The organism is Roseomonas gilardii subsp. gilardii, assembly GCF_023078375.1.
GTDB lineage: Bacteria > Pseudomonadota > Alphaproteobacteria > Acetobacterales > Acetobacteraceae > Roseomonas > Roseomonas gilardii.
This window is the reverse complement of the sequence record NZ_CP095554.1, coordinates 1,034,189-1,052,585: the sequence shown is the minus strand read 5'-3', so window position 1 is coordinate 1,052,585 and position 18,397 is coordinate 1,034,189. Positions and strand designations below refer to the sequence as shown.

At 69.6% G+C, this 18,397-nt stretch carries 12 protein-coding genes; 1 reads left to right on the top strand and 11 read right to left on the bottom strand.

Annotation, left to right across the window (positions count from 1 at the left end):
• Positions 1-331: 331 nt before the first annotated feature.
• The 5 genes from MVG78_RS04835 to MVG78_RS04815 form a co-directional block, all read right to left on the bottom strand.
• Positions 332-1,534 (bottom strand): MFS transporter, encoded by a 1,203-nt coding sequence (locus MVG78_RS04835; protein WP_247558708.1) that lies wholly within the window; start codon positions 1,532-1,534, stop codon positions 332-334.
• 130 nt (positions 1,535-1,664) lie between these two features.
• The gene (gene acs, locus MVG78_RS04830) at positions 1,665-3,599 is read right to left on the bottom strand and encodes an acetate--CoA ligase (protein ID WP_247558706.1); all 1,935 of its coding nucleotides are present in this window, start codon (positions 3,597-3,599) and stop codon (positions 1,665-1,667) included.
• Between the two features lie 187 nt (positions 3,600-3,786).
• Positions 3,787-4,086 (bottom strand): hypothetical protein, encoded by a 300-nt coding sequence (locus MVG78_RS04825; RefSeq protein WP_247558704.1) that lies wholly within the window; start codon positions 4,084-4,086, stop codon positions 3,787-3,789.
• A gap of 80 nt (positions 4,087-4,166) precedes the next feature.
• Positions 4,167-4,391, bottom strand: a complete 225-nt coding sequence (locus MVG78_RS04820) for a hypothetical protein (protein ID WP_247558702.1) — start codon at positions 4,389-4,391, stop codon at positions 4,167-4,169.
• A gap of 405 nt (positions 4,392-4,796) precedes the next feature.
• Complete coding sequence (locus tag MVG78_RS04815) at positions 4,797-5,069, bottom strand: MucR family transcriptional regulator (RefSeq protein ID WP_428480751.1); 273 nt, start codon at positions 5,067-5,069, stop codon at positions 4,797-4,799.
• A gap of 817 nt (positions 5,070-5,886) precedes the next feature.
• Here MVG78_RS04815 and MVG78_RS04810 point away from each other — a divergent pair.
• Positions 5,887-8,145: a type IA DNA topoisomerase gene (locus MVG78_RS04810; RefSeq protein WP_247558698.1), complete on the top strand. Its 2,259-nt coding sequence runs from the start codon at positions 5,887-5,889 to the stop codon at positions 8,143-8,145.
• Between the two features lie 382 nt (positions 8,146-8,527).
• Here the strand turns inward: MVG78_RS04810 and MVG78_RS04805 are convergent, their stop codons facing one another.
• The 6 genes from MVG78_RS04805 to MVG78_RS04780 all read right to left on the bottom strand — a co-directional run bounded on the left by MVG78_RS04805 (position 8,528) and on the right by MVG78_RS04780 (position 18,125).
• Positions 8,528-9,742: an MFS transporter gene (locus MVG78_RS04805; protein WP_247558696.1), complete on the bottom strand. Its 1,215-nt coding sequence runs from the start codon at positions 9,740-9,742 to the stop codon at positions 8,528-8,530.
• A gap of 253 nt (positions 9,743-9,995) precedes the next feature.
• Complete coding sequence (locus MVG78_RS04800; RefSeq protein ID WP_019462852.1) at positions 9,996-10,370, bottom strand: DMT family transporter; 375 nt, start codon at positions 10,368-10,370, stop codon at positions 9,996-9,998.
• Positions 10,371-10,388: 18 nt separating this feature from the next.
• A complete protein-coding gene (locus MVG78_RS04795) occupies positions 10,389-11,828 on the bottom strand; it encodes a hypothetical protein (RefSeq protein WP_247558694.1) in 1,440 nt (479 codons plus the stop codon).
• Positions 11,829-11,878: 50 nt separating this feature from the next.
• Positions 11,879-13,339, bottom strand: a complete 1,461-nt coding sequence (locus tag MVG78_RS04790; protein WP_247558692.1) for a UbiA family prenyltransferase — start codon at positions 13,337-13,339, stop codon at positions 11,879-11,881.
• A 242-nt stretch (positions 13,340-13,581) separates the two neighbouring features.
• The gene (locus tag MVG78_RS04785) at positions 13,582-14,730 is read right to left on the bottom strand and encodes an acyltransferase family protein (RefSeq protein WP_247558690.1); all 1,149 of its coding nucleotides are present in this window, start codon (positions 14,728-14,730) and stop codon (positions 13,582-13,584) included.
• Positions 14,731-14,780: 50 nt separating this feature from the next.
• The gene (locus MVG78_RS04780; protein ID WP_247558688.1) at positions 14,781-18,125 is read right to left on the bottom strand and encodes a phage head spike fiber domain-containing protein; all 3,345 of its coding nucleotides are present in this window, start codon (positions 18,123-18,125) and stop codon (positions 14,781-14,783) included.
• Positions 18,126-18,397: the final 272 nt, after the last annotated feature.

Sequence of the window (18,397 nt, the reverse complement as noted above, 5' to 3'; positions counted from 1 at the left end):
TCCAGGAGCCACCGGCTCCTGGCGGATGGGGGTATCGGGGGCAAGGCGGAGCCTTCCCCCGGGCCCCGGACGCCCCAGCCGGCCCCGCCACGCGGGACGAGGCACGGCCACCGCCCGTATCTCCCCTTGCTTTCCCAGCCACGGCGGGATACAGGAATTAAATCCTCAAACCAGCCTGACATGACGGTAGTCGCTTACGTTTCCGGGCCTTGAGTTCCACTGATCTGGATGAATAAATACCTAAAAGGCTAAAACCCTAAAGTGACACGGACGAAAGCGGTGACGGCCCCCGCCCACCGGCATGGTGGACAAGTGGGTCCGTCCGCCAGAACTAGGCCCCCCGCACCGGGCGGCGGGTATGGGCCAGCCAGAGGCCGACCAGGACGATCCCGGCGGCACAGGCGGCGAGGCTGGGCAGCGTGCCGATCCGCGCCTGGGCGATGCCGAAGACCGCCGGCCCCAGGGACTGGCCGAGGAAGAAGCTGCAGGCATGCAGCGCCATGGCGGAGCCGCGCGCCTTGGGCGCGACCTCGGTGACGCGGACCTGGATGCTGTTGTGCAGCATGAAATAGCCGAGGCCCAGCAGCAGCGTTCCCGCCAGCACCATGGCCAGCGCGCCGGCCAGGGCGACCAGCAGCAGGCCGCAGCCGGCCAGAACGCCACCGAGGCGCATCATGTTCGCCTGCCCGATGGTGCGGACCAGGAGCGGCGCCAGGCTGGCATAGGCGAAGCCGCCCAGGCCGAAGATGCCGAGCGCCATCCCCGCCTCCGAGGTGCCGCCGAGGCCCCGCAGGGCGAGCAGCGCAGCGAGGAAGGGGAACATGCTGAAGACCAGCAGCCCCTCCGCCGCCACACCGGAGAAGAGACGCAGCGCCACGGGGTTGGAAAGGATACCCTTGTAATGGTTCAGCGCGACGGAAAGGTCGAAGCGGCGCGCAGGCGGGGCCGGGCGGCGGCGGCTGTCCTGCCACAGCACCACCACGCCCGCCAGCACCACCATGCCGCAGGCGGCGAGGATGCCGCGCCAGCCGAGATAAGCCGCCAGGAAGCCCGAAAGCGCGCCGCCCGCGACCTGCCCGCCGATGGTCCAGGCCATGAAGCGGCTCATCGCCACCTGCCGTTCCGCCATCGGCACGCTGTCGCCGAAGGTGGCAAGCGCCAGCGGGGTGATGCCGCCCGCCGCCGCCCCTGCCAGGATGCGCGCCACGAAGAGCATGGGCAGGCTGGTGGCCAGGGCGCCGAAGGCGAGGGCCAGGACCAGCAGGCTGGCGCAGAGGATCATGACCAGCCGCTTGCCCAGCGCATCGCCGATGGGGCCGAGGATGGGCTGGATCAGCGCATAGGGCAGGGCGAAGGCCGAGGCGAGCAGGGCGGTGCGCTCGACGCTGGTGCCGAAATCCGCCGCCACGCTGACCAGCAGCGGGTCCAGCGCGCGGGTGGTGAGGGCGGAGGAGAAGCCGGCGAGGCCCAGGACGAAGACCAGATGGCCGACCTGTGCGGCGGAAAGGGTGGTGGCGGACGGGGAGTCGGACATGCGCCGGCCATCCTGCGCAGAGCGGCGGCGGGCGCAACCGCCTCAGGGACCGAAAAGGGGGGACGGAAAGGGGGCGGGTTTCCGGAACCGGCCTCCCGGGGGCGGCCGCCCGCCCCCGGGGAGATGGGTTTCAGCCGATGCGGGTGTCGATCAGGTCCTGCACCACGGTCGGATCGGCCAGGGTGGAGGTGTCGCCCAGCCCCTCGATCTCGTTGGCCGCGATCTTGCGCAGGATGCGGCGCATGATCTTGCCCGAGCGCGTCTTCGGCAGGCTCGGCGCCCAGTGGATGGCGTCCGGCGCGGCGAAGGGGCCGATCTCCTTGCGCACCCAGGTGACGAGTTCCTTGCGCAGCGCCTCGGTCGGCTGCTCGTCGGCATTCAGGGTGACATAGGCATAGATGCCCTGACCCTTGATGTCGTGCGGCATGCCGACCACGGCGGCCTCGGCCACCTTGGGATGGGCGACCAGCGCGCTCTCGATCTCCGCCGTGCCCATGCGGTGGCCGGACACGTTGATCACGTCGTCCACGCGGCCGGTGATCCAGTAGTAGCCGTCCTCGTCCCGCCGCGCGCCGTCCCCGGTGAAGTAGGTGCCCTTGAAGGTCGAGAAATAGGTCTGGATGAAGCGCTCGTGGTCGCGGAAGACGGTGCGCATCTGGCCAGGCCAGCTATCGGTGATCACGAGGTTGCCCTCGGTCGCGCCTTCCAGGACGTTGCCGTCGCCATCCACCAGGGCCGGCTGCACGCCGGGCAGGGGCAGGGTGGCGGAGCCGGGCTTCTGCGCCACGGCGCCGGGCAGCGGCGCGATCAGGATGCCACCGGTTTCCGTCTGCCACCAGGTATCGACGATCGGGCAGCGCTCCTCCCCCACGACGCGGTAGTACCAGAGCCAGGCTTCCGGGTTGATCGGCTCGCCCACGCTGCCCAGGATGCGCAGCGACTTGCGGGACGTCTTCTTCACCGGCGCCTCCCCATCGCGCATCAGGGCGCGGATGGCGGTGGGCGCGGTGTAGAAGATATTGACCTCGTGCTTGTCGATGACCTGCCAGAAGCGGCTGTTGTCGGGCCAGGAGGGCACGCCCTCGAAGATCAGCGAGGTCGCGCCGTTCGCCAGCGGGCCATAGACGATATAGGTGTGGCCGGTGACCCAGCCGACATCGGCGGTGCACCAGTAGACCTCACCCGGCTGGTAGTCGAAGACCAGCTCATGGGTGAAGGACGCCCAGACCATGTAGCCGCCGGTGGTGTGCAGCACCCCCTTCGGCTTGCCGGTGGAGCCGCTGGTGTAGAGGATGAAGAGCGGGTCCTCCGCCTCCATCGGCTCGGGCTCGCACTGCGGCGCGGCCTTGGCGGTCAGCGCCTCCCAGGAATGGTCGCGGCCCTCCTGCATCGGCACCTCGCCGCCGGTGATGCGCGCGACGATCACGTTCCGGATGGTCGGGCAGCTCTTCAGCGCCTCGTCGGCATTGGTCTTGAGCGGCACGCGGCGCCCGCCACGCCGGCCCTCGTCGGCGGTCAGCAGCAGCGTGCTCTCGCAGTCCTGGATGCGGCTGGCGAGGCTGTCGGCCGAGAAGCCGCCGAAGACCACGGAATGGATGGCGCCGATACGGGCGCAGGCGAGCATCGCCACCGCGGCCTCGACCACCATGGGCAGGTAGATGGTGACACGGTCGCCCTTCTTGACGCCAAGATCGCGCAGCACGTTGCCCAGGCGGCAGACGCGCTCGTGCAGTTCGCGATAGGTGACGCGGGCGTCGCTGTTGGGGTCGTCGCCCTCCCAGATGAAGGCGGTCTGGTCGCCCCGGCTTTCCAGGTGCCGGTCCAGGCAGGAGACGGAGGCGTTGAGGATGCCGTCCTCGAACCAGCGGATGGAGACATCGCCGGTGAAGGAGGCGTTCTTGATCTTCGTGGGCTCGCGCATCCAGGCGATGCGGTCCATCTGGCCGCGCCAGAAGCCATCCGGGTCGTTTCTCGCCGCCTCCGCCATGGCCTGGCGCCTGGCCGCATCGACATGGGCCTTGGCGGCGATCTCCGGCTTCACGGCGATCAGTGCGTCATCGACCATCATTTCACTCCCGATTCAGGCGCCGGTGGGGCGTTTGAAGCGGATTGGGACGCGGCGCGGCGCCGCCGTCAAGCAAGGGGAGGAATCGGGCCGGCTTCCTGCCCTGGGAAATGGCGCAGAATTGCGCCATTCCGCCATCAAAACTCACCGAACCTCCCGACAGCCCAGGAAGCGTGAAGACCAGCCGTCAGTAGCGCCGTGGCGGCGCGTAGCCGTAGCGCGGCGGGGGCGGACGGTGCCAGCGCGGGGGCGGCGGGGGCGGGCGATGCCAATGCCTCGGCGGCGGCGGGCGCCAGCGGCGCGGCGGCGGCCCGTGCCAGCGGGTCGGCGGCGGGGCGTAGTAGTACTGGACCGGCTGCAGAAGGCCGGCGGCCCGCGCCTCCGGCACCACGGACACCGGGGCGGGCGCCGCCTGCGCCTCTCCGGCCGCGAGGGCGGTCACGGACAGCAGCGGGGCCAGCAGGGCGGCGTAGAGCAGTTTACGCATGGGACGTCTTCGATCCTTCTGCGGAAGCGGGTGGCGGGAAAGGCCGGCGCGGCCTCCCGTGACAGCGCCGGCCCGGCGGTTCAGTTGACGCGGGTGGCGGGGGCCTCCGCGCCGGGGCCGGTGCCCGTCTGGCTGTGGGCGGCCTGCCCGGCCTCCCGGGTCCGCTCCGCCGTATGGCCGGCGGAGCGCGACGACGACAGGCTGGCCTTGCCGGGGTGGGAATGCTTCGCCGTGCCGGCGGCTTCGTGACGGGGGGCCTGGTGTGCGCCTTCGCCCTCCCCGGCCTTGGCCACGGGGGTCTTCACGGTGCCGGGGAAGCCTGGTTCCGGGACTGCGATTCGGGCTGGGGCTGGGACGGGAGCTGCGAGGGGGCCGTGGCGGCGGTGGCCGCCGGCCCGGACGTGGCAGCGGGGGCCGCCCCCTGCACTGTCCCTTGGGCCATGGCCATGCCGGCGGAACCGAGCAGCAGGGCGGAGAACAGCAGGCTACCACGGAACGTCTTGCGCAATTGGGCCTCCTCTGGGCTGGTGAGCGCGAGAGGAAGAGGACACCCGCCCCAGGGCAGGTCTCGGGCGCCCCCAGGGAATCTCTGGGGCGGAAGCGGCGGCTTCGTGGCCGGTGTGACAGGTTGAAACATGGAGGCCGGGGGGGGGCATCGCCCCGTCCTGCCCCCCGGCGCCCCCTCCTGGAAGACCCGTCCCGGCGCAGCGTTATTCGACGGCGCCTTCCTCCCCGCCGGCGCGGCCACGGCCGGCGGCACGCGGAGCCCGGGCGGCGGCCCGGCGCTCGGCCGAGCCGGGCGCCATCATCGGGTAATCCGGCGGCAGGCCCCAGCGGGCGCGGTACTGGTCCGGCGTCATCCCATAGGCAGCCTTGAGGTGGCGCGTGAGCATCTTCACCTGCCTCCCATCTTCCAGGCAGACCAGATATTCGGGCGTCACGCTCTCGGCGATCGGCACGGCCGGCTCGGGGCGTGGCCCCATGGGCCCCGCCACGGGTTCCGTGCTGGCCGGATGTTCCGCCACAGGCGCCGCCGCCGGGGCCTCTCCGAGGAAGTCACCAGAGACCTCCAAGGGGGTTCCAGCAGGTGCCTCCGGTGGCGGGGCGGGCCGCCGATCCGCGAAATCGGGCGGCGCGCCGTCAGGCGAGGCCACAGCCGGCGCAGGCTCCCATCGCCGTGGCCCAGGCCCAGGCCCAGGCACGGATGTGGGGTCCGGCTCGGACGGCAATTCCCGGTGCACGCCGCCGGAAGAACCCCCGAAAGCTCCCCGGGGGGTCCGCCGCGACAGCGCCCGCTCCCGCTCGGCCGGCGGAAAAGGCGCTGCCCCCGGCCCGGGGCCAGGCCCTGCGGCAACGGGCGGCTCGGGGATGGCTGCTGGCATGGCGGGTGCCGCCTCGGCCAGATCCTGGGCACGCGCATGCTGCTCCAGCAGCAGGCGCAGCGTGCCGGCGGTTTCCAGAAAGCCATCGGGCCGGCGGACCACCACGGCGGCGCCATCCAGGCGGAAGATCCGGTGTTCCCGCGACAGGCGCCAGATCTGCTCCTCGGTGGCGGGCACGATCTGGCATCCGCAGGCCCGGGCGATCCCGGCTTGCTCGGGCATCAATTGCAAAGGACGACTCTTCTCGGTTGGGTTTCTTCGGCGGGTGGAATGGCCTCGGACCGTGCCGGGAAGGCGCCCGGCCGATCACGTCATGTCAGGGCTATAGACCCTGTGGCGATAAATTTGAATCTGGCGCCGTCGCTTCCGCTCTGGCATTCCGGTTCCAGTTTTGTTCCGGATCTCCCCTCGAAGCAACATGGCCGAGCAGATCGTCATCGCCGAAAAGACCAGCCAGGCCAAGGATATCCGCGCCGCGGTGGGCCAACGTTACGGCGCCGTGCTGCCGGCGGAGGGGCATCTCTTCGACCTCGTGGAGCCCGAGGAGGCGAACCCGGCCTGGAAGCGCTGGAGCCCCATACTGCTGCGGCCGGAGTCGCTCTACGGCACGCGCCCCGCCACGGGCGGGAACAAGGCGTCCAAGCTACAGGCGATCCGCGCGGCCCTGCGTTCGGCCAAGCGCGTCTGGCTGGCCACGGATTGCGACCGTGAGGGGCAGTTGATCGGCCAGGAGATCCTGGAGCACTATGGCTATCGCGGTACGGTGATGCGGGTGATGTTCACCGCGCAGGACCCGCAGACCATCCGCGACGCCTTCGCCCATGCCCGGCCCAATGCCGAGCATGCGCGGCTCTACGCGGCGGCGGTGGCGCGGCGGCAGGCGGACCAGATCTACAACCTCTCCCTCACCCGCACCGCTACGGTGACGCTGGCGAAGGGTGCACGCGCGGTGATCGGCGTGGGGCGGGTGAAGACGCCGACGCTGGCCATCGTCTGCCGGCGGGAGATCGAGATCCGCGACTTCGTGCCGCAGAGCTATTTCGAGGTGGTGGCGAGTGCCGCCGTCGAGGCCGGGCGGCTGCGCATGCGCCACGCGCCGAAGGAGCGCATCCTGAAGCGCGAGGAGGCCGAAGCCATCGCCGCCCTGGCCGAGGGCTTCCAGGGGCCGCTCGCGGTAAAGGTCGAGGAGAAGCGGCAATCGCCGCCGCGCCTGCACGACCTGCCTTCGCTGCAACGCCTCTGCGGCTCGCGTTTCGGCTGGTCGGCGGCCCGCACGCTGGAGGTGGCGCAGGAACTCTATGACGGCGAGGGCAAGAAGGTCATCACCTATCCCCGCGCCGAGACACGCTACCTGCCGGAAAGCCTGATCCCTGATGTGCCGCGCATCGTGGCGGCCCTGCGGGAAGGGCGGGCCTGGAGCGGCATTCCCGTACCGCAGCCGCCGCTGGTCCGGCGCGGCGCCAGCGGGGCCTTCCACGACAAGGGCCTGGCGGGGGCGAGCCACCACGCGGTGATCCCGAACGTCAACACGGTGGAGCGGCTGCGCGAGGCCTGGCCGCGCCTTTCGGCGGATGAGCGCAAGCTCTTCGACGTGATCGCGCGCGCCTATCTGGCGGCGATGATGCCGGATTTCCGCTATCGCCAGACCACGGCCACGATCGACGTGAAGGGCCACGCCTTCCGTGCCGTGGGGCGGCAGCCGCTGGAGATGGGCTGGCGCGCCGCCTTCCCCGAATGGGTGCCCGCCGAGGAGAAGGGCGAGGATGCGCAGCTCCTCCCCGCTCTCCGCGATGGCGAGCCTGCCGCGCTGAGCGAGGCGAAGGTGGAGGCGAAGGAGACGCGCCCGCCGCCGCGCTACAACGAGGGTACGCTGATCGAGGCGATGCAGAACGCCTGGCGCTTCGTCGGGGACGAGGCGTTGCAGGACCGGCTGAAGGAGGCCAAGGGCATCGGCACGCCGGCGACGCGGGCCGAGATCATCCGTGGGCTGAAGGCGCAGGATTTCCTGCGCATCGACGGCAAGCACATCGTGCCGACGGAACGCGGGCTCCAGCTCTTCGCCGTTCTGGAACAGGCCGATCCGGCGCTGGTCGATCCCGGCGTGACGGCGCAGCTCGAACGGCTGCTGGACGAGGTGCTGGTGGGGCAGCAGGAGATGATGGGCGCGATCGACGCCGTCTGCGCCCAGGCCAGCCGGATCATCGCGCGGCTGACCGAGCGCGCGGCCTCGGGCGAGGCGCCGCTCCTGGCCAGTGGCGGCGCGCCGGGCGGGAAAGGTGCGCCGACCCCGGCCATGGCGCGTTTCGTGGCCAGCCTGGCGAAGCGCAAGGGGATCGCGCCACCCAAGGGCTACACACGCTCCGCGACGGCCTGCCGCGCCTTCCTCGACGAGCACGCGCCGCGCCGGGAAGGCGGTGGCGAGGCAGGGACCGGCCGCGCACCCAGCGCGGCGCAGCTCGGTTTCGCGCGGAAGCTGGCGGAGCAGCGTGGCGTGGCCCTGCCGGAGGAGGCACAGGCAAGCGCTGCCGCCATCTCCGCCTGGATCGACGGGCAGCAGGGGAAGACGCCGGGCCGGACGAAGGCGGCAGGCCCGGGCAAGGGCCGGCCCAGGAAGGCAGGCGCGGGGCGTGCCCCGGCGCGGCGACGTGCAGCCCGGGGGGATGCGGCGCCGGCCTGAGGCGGGGGCTGTCGCTTCCGGCCTTTGCTCCGTGGAGGCCGCTGCCTTCCGGGGGCAAGGCTCCGCCTTCCCCCCAGACCCCCATCCGCCAGGACGCTGCGCACCCTGGACCCGGTTCGTTGGCGCTTGCTGATGCCGGGTCGCGCCGGAGAGCCAGGCTCTCCGGCGGGCTGCCGGCGCCGCGCGCGTGGAGATGGTGTTTTTCTTCTTTTGGAGCCTCGCCGATCCGCCTGCCCTTCGGGATCAGGCCGCTGGCTGACCTTGCCACCCGGTGCCAGCGAAAGGCGGGGTCTGGGGACATACCATGTCCCCAGCGGAGGGGGCCGGGGGAGGCAGGGCCTCCACCGGGGCCGGAACGCAGGCGCGACGGGGCTGTTGCCCCCTACCCTGCCCGATGCCGCTCCAGATTCGGCAGCAGGATGGTGAGGATGCCGAGCAGGGGCAGGAAGGAGCAGAGGTGGTAGACGAAGGTGATGCCCTTCGCATCCGCCAGGATGCCGAGCAGGGCGGAGCCGAGGCCGCCCATGCCGAAGGCGAAGCCGAAGAACAGGCCGGAGATCACGCCGACGCGGCCCGGCACCAGTTCCTGCGCATAGACCAGGATCGCCGAGAAGGCGGAGGCCAGGATCAGGCCGATCAGCACGGTGAGCACCGCCGTCCAGAACAGGTTCACATAGGGCAGCGCCAGGGTGAAGGGCAGGATGCCGAGGATGGAGCCCCAGATCACCACCTTGCGCCCGAAGCGGTCGCCCACCGGCCCGCCCACCACGGTGCCGACCGCGACGGCGCCGAGGAAGAGGAAGAGATAGACCTGCGCCTCCTGGATGGTCAGGCCGAAGCTCTGCATCAGGTAGAAGGTGTAGTAGCTCGTCAGGCTGGCCATGTAGATGTACTTCGAGAAGACCAGGATGCCGAGCACGGCGATAGCCATCATGACCTTCTGCCGCGGCAGGGCGGCATGCGGCGCCGCGGCGTGGCCGATGGCGCGGCGGCGGCTGAGAAGCTGGCCATGCGCCCAGCCGCCGACCCACCAGAGCAGTGACATGGCCAGCAGCGCGGCGAGAGAGAACCAGGCGACGCTGCCCTGGCCGCGCGGCAGGACGACATAGGCGGCGAGCAATGGGCCGGCCGCCGAGCCGGCATTGCCGCCGACCTGGAAGATCGACTGCGCCAACCCGTGCCGCCCGCCCGAGGCGATCCGGGCGATGCGGGAGGAATCCGGGTGGAAGACCGAGGAGCCCATGCCCACCATGGCGGCCGCGCAGAGCAGCGACCAGTAGTGGTCCGCCCAGGCCAGGAGCAGCAGCCCGCAGAAGGTGAAGCCCATGGCGACCGGCAGGGAGCGGGGCTGCGGCTTGCGGTCGGTGTACCAGCCCACGGCCGGTTGCAGCAGGGAGGCGGTGAGCTGGAAGGTGAAGGCGAGGAAGCCGATCTGGGTGAAGCTGAGGCCGTAGCTCGCCTTCAGGACGGGGAAGAGCGCCGCCAGCAGCGACTGCATCATGTCGTTGAGCAGGTGGCAGAGGCTGAGCGCCGCCAGCACGGTGAAGGCGGTCTGGCTCACGGCGGGCCGTTCGGCGGCAAGGCTGCCCTGGCTCATATGGCGTCTCCCCTCGGTCAGCCGGTCTGGGCGGGCCAGGCCGGACCTGCCTCCGGGGTCGCCCCGGTGAACCGGTCCGGCCCTTCCGGATTCAGGAAAGGCCGTCACGGCTGGCAGGATGCTGACAGGGATCGCACGGGCCGTGCCGCCCCAGCCCAGGTTTTTCCGCAGCCCAGCCCCCCGGAGCGGATCTCGGGGCAGCATCTTCCGGGGCTGGCCGTTCAGGCTCCTCCGGTGAGCGGGGCCGGGCCGATCAACTGACGGCGACGCAGGCGACGCCGGCGAGGATCAGGGACAGGCCGCCGATCCGCAGCAGGTTGATCGGCTCGCCCAGCAGGAAGTAGCCGGCGCACATGGTCAGCACGAAGCCTAGGGCGACGCAGGGATAGGCCTGGGACAGGTTCATGCGCGACAGGACGAGGAGCCAGACCACCGCGCTCAGCCCGAAGCAGGTCAGCCCGCCCAGGACCCAGGGGGAGGTGATGATGGAGGCCACCGTGTCGATGGGCTGGCGCCGGCTCAGCGCGAGCTGAACCGGTTCCGAGGACATGCCGATCTTGAGCACCACCTGGGAGAAGGTGGCGAGGGCGATGCTGCTGATCAGCAGGAAGTAGGTGGAGATGGGCATGCGCGTTCCGTCTGATCTTCAGTGCTTGTTGCCATGCAGGACCGGATTGAGGGGCTTCTGCGTGATGCTGTTCGCCTCGGCGATGCTGTTGCGCAGTTCGGTGATGTTGCTGATGCCGCCGAGGATGACGAAGGCCAGGGCCGCGACCACTGCCAGACGGCGCGCCGGAGTGAAGAAGGCGAAGGCGGCCAGGGCCAGCAGGGCGGGGAAGAAGTCCGCGGCGTAGAGGAAGGTGATCTCGCCATAGACGAGGTGCAGGGCGATCTGGCCAAGAAGGAAGGCGCCGATCGCCAGTGCGACCGGGCGCGCCGGCCGGTGCAGGATGGCGCCCCAGATGCCGCAGGCCAGCAGCACGGTCCAGGCCAGCATGCCGGCCAGGCCGGGCCAGTCCTGGTCCAGCACCGGGGAATGCTGGTTGTTGAGGAGGTTGTAGACGCGTTCCTCGATGAAGGGGACGTGTGCCTTCACGTACTGGTAGACCCAGTCCGGCGGGGCGCCCGCATCGGTGCGGCGAACCGTGATGCTTTCGAGGATGCCATCCTGCACGGGCTCGACACGCGGATGGGCGGTGACGGCGCTGTAGAGCAGGATCGAGCGCAGCACGGAAGCCGGGGTCTCGCCCTTGGCTTCCTCGGCCTGGGAGAATTCCTCCCGCGCGGAGCGCAGGAATTCCGATTCCTGCTTGAGCACGCGCGGCTGGAAGAAGACGCCCGCGTCCTCGAAGGTGAGGCGCTGCACCACGGCGATGCCGGCGACCATGGTGAAGGCGAGCAGGCTGACCACGATGCTGCGGCGCAGGCCCAGCCGGAAGAAGGCCGCGGCGAGGCCGAAGCTCCAGTTCGTGGTGGTGATGGCCAGCGTCGCGGCCGAGGCCAGGGCCCAGGGCAGAGTGCCCCTGTCACGCCAGCTGGTGAGGGCCCAGAGCATGATGCTCGTGCCCAGGGCGGCGAAGGGATAGGTCTCGATGACCGCGAACCAGTAGAGATAGGTGGCGCTGACGAGCAGGCCGGCGGTGAGCAGGCCGGCGATGGGCAGGCTCAGCGCCAGGCCGCGCATCGAGAGGTAGAAGAAGGCAAGGGTCAGGCCCCCCGCCCCCGCCATCAGCGCCCTGCCCGCGGCAAGCGGGGTCAGGCCGAGCAGCATGAGCAGGTTGGTCAGCGGAATCGTCAGGATCGAAAAGATCGGATGCACCGAGGAGCGGTGCGAGCCCCGCATGTCCAGCATGTTGCCCAGAACGCGCGGATGGTCCGCCTGGAACCAGATGTTGATCCATTCCATCTGGTAGAAGTGCGGGGCGAACTGCGCCGAGGCCCACCAGGACAGGCCGGCGCCCAGCAGCGCCCAGCCCGTCGCCACCAGGCTGTCCGTCACGCCGGAGGACACGGCGGCGTCGCGCTCCAGGGTGCGCGCCTCCCCAGGGAAGCGCGCCGCGCTCAAGCGGCTCGGCTGAATGAACATGCGGGGGGCCTTCCTTACGGGATCTGCGGGGGCGTGCTTCCGGAGTGGGATCAGAAGGTGGCAGCCAGGACGATGCCGACCGAGGCCAGGAGGACGTAGCGGCTGACGCCATCGCGCAGGGCGAAGACGATGGGGTCGTCATGCATCAGGCGGCGATGCGCCATCAGCAGCACCCGGCCGAACCAGAACATCAGTACTGGGCAGAGCAGCCAGAGCAGTTGCGGATGGCTGTAGAGCGAGTGCACCGCGTCGCTGGACAGATAGAGGGTGAGGATGATGATGGCGTTGAAGCCGCTGGAGGCTGCCAGCGCCGCGACGATCGGCAGGTCGCCGGTCTTGTAGTTGCGGTTCGAGGGGTCCGGCAGCGAGCGGTCGAGCAGGGTCGAGAGCTCGATGTAGCGCTTCACCAGGGCCAGGGCCATGAAGATGAAGAGCGAGAAGGCGATCAGCCATTCCGAGATGGCCACGTTGATCGCCACCGCGCCACCGACCACGCGGAAGGCATAGAGCAGCGCCAGCGCCACGGCATCCACCAGCATCTTCCGCTTCAGCACCAGCGAATAGGCGGTGGTGAGGGCGAAATAGCCGAGCAGCACGGCGAGGAAGGCCGGTGAGACCGCGATGGCCACCGCCATGGAGGCGAGGAAGAGGACCGGCACGGCCAGGATGCCGTCCATCAGCGGGATCATGCCGCTGGCCAGAGGGCGGCGGCGCTTCGTCAGGTGCGCGCGGTCGGCCGCGATGTCCAGCAGGTCGTTCAGGAGATAGACGCTGGAGGCGCAGAGGGAGAAGGCCAGCAGGGCCAGGACGCTTTGCAGCAGCGCATCCGGCGTGAAGGCATGGGCCGTCAACAGCGGCACGAAGACCAGGGCGTTCTTCGCGTACTGGTGCACGCGCAGCAGCTTCAGCCAGGTCTTGAGGGTGGCGCGGGCGGAGGGCAGGTGCTCCGCATCCGGATGGATGGTGGCGAGGCGCCGGCCGACGCGCGGCGAGGTGCGGATCGCCAGGGCGTGCCCAGCCTCCGCCCAGACGGGCAGGTCGGCGGTGTCGTTGCCGATATAGTCGAAGCCGCCATGGCCGAAGCGCTCGGCCAGGGCCTGGGCCTTGGCCGGGCCGGCGAGGTTGGTGGTGGCATCGGAGGCGAGCCAGCCGTCGAAGAGGCCGAGATGATCGGCAATGGCCCCGACCAGGCGCGCATTGCTGGCGGAGGCCAGCCAGACGGGGCGACCCTGGGCACGGGCCTGCCGGATCCGGTCGAGCACCGCCTCGTCATAGGGCAGCGTCGCCGGGTCGATCTCCGCGGTCTCGGCCAGGAGGTGCTTCAGCGCCGCCTTGCCGGAGATGAGGGCGCGCAGCAGGCGGAAGCCGGAGAGCGGATGACGGCCGAGCTCGGCGAAGGCGGTCTCGATCAGGAGGTCGGAGCGAATCAGCGTGCCGTCGAGGTCGACGACCAGGGGTCGGGCAGCGGGCGCTGCCGCAGGCACTGCCAGCAACTCTACTGCCATATCCATGGGGCCCACTCCTTATGTCACGAGGCTCCTAATTGGTGCAGAGCAGCAATAAGATGTAAAGACCAAAATAGAGACAATTGGAATTTTTTACAAACAATGCGGGAATCGATGCTGCAAAAACACGTTTTTGGGATACACCGCGAAGCCAGAATGGGTTTCTTCCCTAAAGGTTGTTTTTCAAGCAAAAATTCACGCTTGTGGGGAGTTCCGGGCGAGGCGAATCCACTGCGATGGGGCCGCCATCAGATCACGCCGCCGGAACGGCGCAGCAGGCCCAGCCCCGCCTCCGGCGCCACCTCGCCACGCTTCCAACGAAGAAGTTCCTGGAGCGCCCGCCGCAGGAGGGGTTCGGCCAGGGCGGCAACGGCCAGCGCCACCAGGGACGTGCCGGCGACCCCGAGCAGCGCCGCCGCGACTGGTGGCACCCCCTGCGCGTGAAAGGCGTGCCGGAGCGTGTGCCCGATGGGTTCATGCAGGAGATAGAGGGGATAGGTCGTCAGCCCCGCCTGCCGCAGGACCCGCAGCCAGGTGCCCGGCAGGCGCGCGATCTCCGCGCGCCAGATCACCGAGGCGATGATCCCGCCACAGGCCAGGGCCCAGAGCAGGATGGGCCAGGGCCAGATCGCGGCGGCATCGAGGTGGCCGGGCGATTTCTCCACGATCTCCAGGGTGCGGCAGGTCATCTCCACCGGCGCCGCGAGGATCGCCAGCAGCAGGGCCAGGGCCCCGGCGCGCGACAGGCGCTGCCGCGACCAGAGCCAGAGGAAGATGCCGGCGGCGAAGTAGATGCCGTGGCGCAGCAGGGTGAGGTTGCGGACACCATAGCCGAATTCGAGCGAGGGCCCGTGGATGAGGCCGGCCACCTGCAGGGCATAGGCGGTGAGATAGGCGCTGCTGGCCAGGGTGAGGCCGATGCCCAGCCATTCCAGCCGGTGGAAGGCGCCACGCAGCAGCAGAAGCAGGATCAGCGCGTAGAACACGATCTCGATCGGCAGGGTCCAATAGGCCGTGGCGATCCAGGGGCCGGTCGGGGCCAGGGCGAGCGAGGCCAGGAAGGGGCGCAGCAGGCTGCCATCGGATTGCGGCGCGAGGGTCAGGACGACGAGGCTCAGCACGGCGCAGGCCCAGGCAGCCGGGTAGAGGCGCAGCACGCGGGAGCGCAGGAAGGCCAGCGGCGTCGTGCCGTTCGCGGAATTCGCAATCACGAAACCGGACAGCACGAAGAAGATCTGCACGCCCACCCAGCCGAACCAGGCCACGTCATGGGTGGCGGCCTCGTACCAGGTGAGGTGAAAGACGGCCACCATCAGGGCGGCCAGGAAGCGGATGGCATCCACCCCGTAGAGATACTCGCTCTTTCGCGCCTTGCTGGCGGAATGTCCGGACGTCACGACTGGCGTTTCCATCTTCCTACCCTGCCTCTCCGGTCTGGCCGGGGCTTTCAAGAGAACCAGACATTGTCCGCGGTCAGGCTGCCGGTGAAGCCTTGCAGGGTGATCTGCGCCGAAGCGCCGAAGCCCGACAGGTCGATCACCGTGGAACTGCCCACATGCGCGATATGGCCGCTCAGCGAGGCGAAGTTGCTCAGCCCGGCGATGCCGTCGAAGACCAGCACATCCTTCTCCGCCGTGCTGAAATCCTGCACCACCACATTTCCCGCCACGGGGCGGAAGACGAACTCGTCCGCCCCCGCGCCGCCAATCAGCGTGTCGTTCCCCCCGCCGCCGATCAGGCGGTCGTTCCCGTCCGCGCCGTTCAGCGTGTTCGCCCGCGTGTCGCCGATCAGCAGGTCGTTGCCACTGCCGCCGAGGATCGAGGTGATGCCGGAGGCGATGGCCTGGGCGGTGCCGCCGGGCGTGCCGCCGCTGTTTCCCTGGGCGGTCAGGATGGCGTTCAGCCAGTACTGCGCCATCTCGGCATAGCCTGCCTCGGTCGGGTGGATGCCGTCATACATGTCGGCGGTGGTGACGCCGGGCATCTCGACCAGCGTGACCTTCTGCCCGCTGGCGATGGCGCTCTGCACGGTCGAGCGGATGACGGCGTTGACCGCGTTCACCTCCGACGCATCGGCCCAGGCGGTCGGCAGGATGGTCGAGACATAGACATGGGTGCTGGGATTCGCGGCTGCGATCGCATCGAGCATCGCCTTGATGTCGGTGCCGACCGTGTTCTGTGCCGCATCCTCACGGAAGACGTCGTTGGCGCCGGCCATGAGCAGCACCGCATCGGGCGCGCTGCTGCTGAGCAGGCTGGGCAGGATGGTGGCGAGTTCGTCCGCCTTCCAGCCCGGGAAGCCAGCATGGTCGTGATCGGGCAGGGTGTCGGTGCCGGAACTCTGGGAGCCGACATAGTTGATCAGCATGTCCCGGTCGGTGAAATCCGCCCAGAGCGGCTGACGGTAGCCATTCGCCAGGTTGTCCTGGAGGTAGCCGTAGTTGGTGTCGATCTGCCGCCAGCCATAGGTGATGGAATCGCCCAGCGGCATGATCTTCAGCGCCTGGGCCCATTGGCCGGTCGCGAGATTCGCCACGACCCCGTCCGCATGGTCGGCCAGGGACAGGGTGGAGGCGGCGCTGAGCGTATCGCTCGCACCGGTGATGGTGACGGTCAGGGTGGAGGTGATGGTGGCGAGGCCGGTGCTGGCCTGGGTGACGGGAGTGCCGGAGGTGGCGACATAGGCATCCGCCGTGGCGCCGGCATTCAACTGCGCGCCCCAGATCTCGAAGCTGCCCGAGGTGAGGGTGGAGAGGTCGTGCATGATGGCGACATTGGCGCTGTTGCTGCCGCTGCCGGTGAAGGTCCAGGTGAAGTGCCGCCACTCGCTGGTGGCGAGGGCGGACCGGAAGTGGTCGCTGCCACCGTCATAGTAGTTGAAGCTGAAATGCCCGTCGCCGGCGGCCAGGCGGATCCAGGCGCTGAAGGTGTACTGCCCGCTGACAGCGGTACTGGTGTAGATGCCGGTGCCGTAGCCCGTCATGCTCAGCAGCTCGGCCGTCTTGGTGCCGAGCGGGCTCATCGCCTCGTTCGCCATTACCGTGGCGGAGGCGCCGTTCGCGCTGAACCGCACCCAGGCCGGATTGTCGAGCGCCTCGGAATAGGGCAGCAGGTTCTGCGTGGTGACGGTGTGGCCCGCCCCGTCCGTGACGGTGTAGTGGAAGACGTCGGTGACGCTCCGCCCGGCCTCCAGCGCCTGCACATTCGCCTGCGCATTGGCCAGGACATAGGTGTACTGGCCGTTGGCGCCGAGCACGAGGCTGCCATAGGTGCCGGCGATGGTCGTGCCCACGCCCGCGGCCAGCCCGTTCACGGCGGTGACGGTCAGCGCGTCCCCATCCGCGTCCCGGTCGTTGGACAGCACGTTGCCCGTGGCCTGCAGCACCCCGTCCTCCGAGACGGCAGCCGTGTCCGCCACCGCGACGGGCAGGGCGGGGCCGCCGGTGCTGCTGTCGGCCGCACCGGTGATGGTGACGGTCAGGGTGGCGGTCTCGTCCCCCGTGCCGGAACCCGTGACGGTGACGGCGCTGCCGGACGTGGCGATATAGCTGTCCGCCGCCGCGCCCTGGTTGAGCTGGGCCCCCCAGAGCTCGAAGACACCGGAGGTGGCGGTGACCAGGTCGTGCATGATGGCGACATTGGCATTGCCGTTGCCGTTGGCGTCGAAGGTCCAGCTGAAGCGCTGCCATTCGCCGGTGGCGGTCGCGGACTGGAGGTGGTTGCTGCTGCCGTCGTAGTAGTTGAAGCTGAAGCTCCCGTCGCCGCTGGCCAGACGGACCCAGACGCTGAAGGTGTACTGCCCGCTGACCGCCGTGTTGACGTAGATGCCGGTGCCGATGCCGGAAAGGCTCAGCAGGTCGGCCGTACCGCTGCCCGTGGGGCCGGTGGCGGCATTGGCCGTCACCGTGGGCTGGGTGCCCGTGACGGTGAAATGCGCCCAGGAGGCGTCGTCGAAGGCTTCCGACTGCGGGATCAGGTTCTGCGTGGTGACGGTGGTGGCGGTGACGGGGGTGCCGGTGGTGGCGACATAGGTGCCGGCGCTGCCGCCGCTGTTGAGCTGCGCGCCCCAGATCTCGAAGACACTGCCGGGGGAGGAGGCGAGATCGTGCAGGATGGCGACATTGGCCTCGCTGCTGCCATTGCCGGTGAAGGTCCAGCTGAAGCGCTGCCATTCGCCGGTCGCGGTCGCGGACTGGATGCTGTCGCTGGTTCCGTCATAGTAGTTGAAGGCGAAGTTGCCGTCGCCGCTGACCAGCCGCACCCAGATGCTGAAGGTGTACTGCCCGCTGACGGCGGTGTCGGTGTAGATGCCGCTGCCATCCGTCAGGGTCAGCAGATCGGCCGTCGCCGTGCCGGTCGGTCCGGTGGCGGTATTGCTGGTGACGGTGGGCAGGGTTCCGATGCCGTTGAACAGCACCCAGGAGGCATCGTCGAAGGCTTCCGACTGCGCGATCAGGTTCTCGCCGGCATCGGCATGGCTCTGCCCGTCGGAGATCGTGTAGGTGAAGGTTTCCGTCACCGTCTGGCCGGCGGCGAGCGCCTGCACATTCGCCTGCGCATTGGCCAGGACATAGGTGTACTGGCCGTTGGCGCCGAGCACGAGGCTGCCATAGGTGCCGGCGATGGTCGTGCCCACGCCCGCGGCCAGCCCGTTCACGGCGGTGACGGTCAGCGCGTCCCCATCCGCGTCCCGGTCGTTGGACAGCACGTTGCCCGTGGCCTGCAGCACCCCGTCCTCCGAGACGGCAGCCGTGTCCGCCACCGCGACGGGCCTGCTGTTGGTGGTCGCCATGCCTCATGCCCTCCTGGCATTGCCGTTGCGTGAACCGGGCCCGCGGCGGGAGGCCGGGGGGATGGGCAAGGCATGGCGACGCGACCGGGAAGGGGCCACCGGGGGGCGGCCATGACCCAGATCCTTCGGCCCGATGCCCGTGGAGAGAGAGGCCGGGCAGGAGGCGAGGATGGGCAGGGCGCTGCGGCGTTTTTGCCGCCCCTCCGTCCTGTTCCCGATCCGTCCCATGAGTTCCAGTCCGCGATCCCTGTCTGCCTCTGCGCCGTATCATG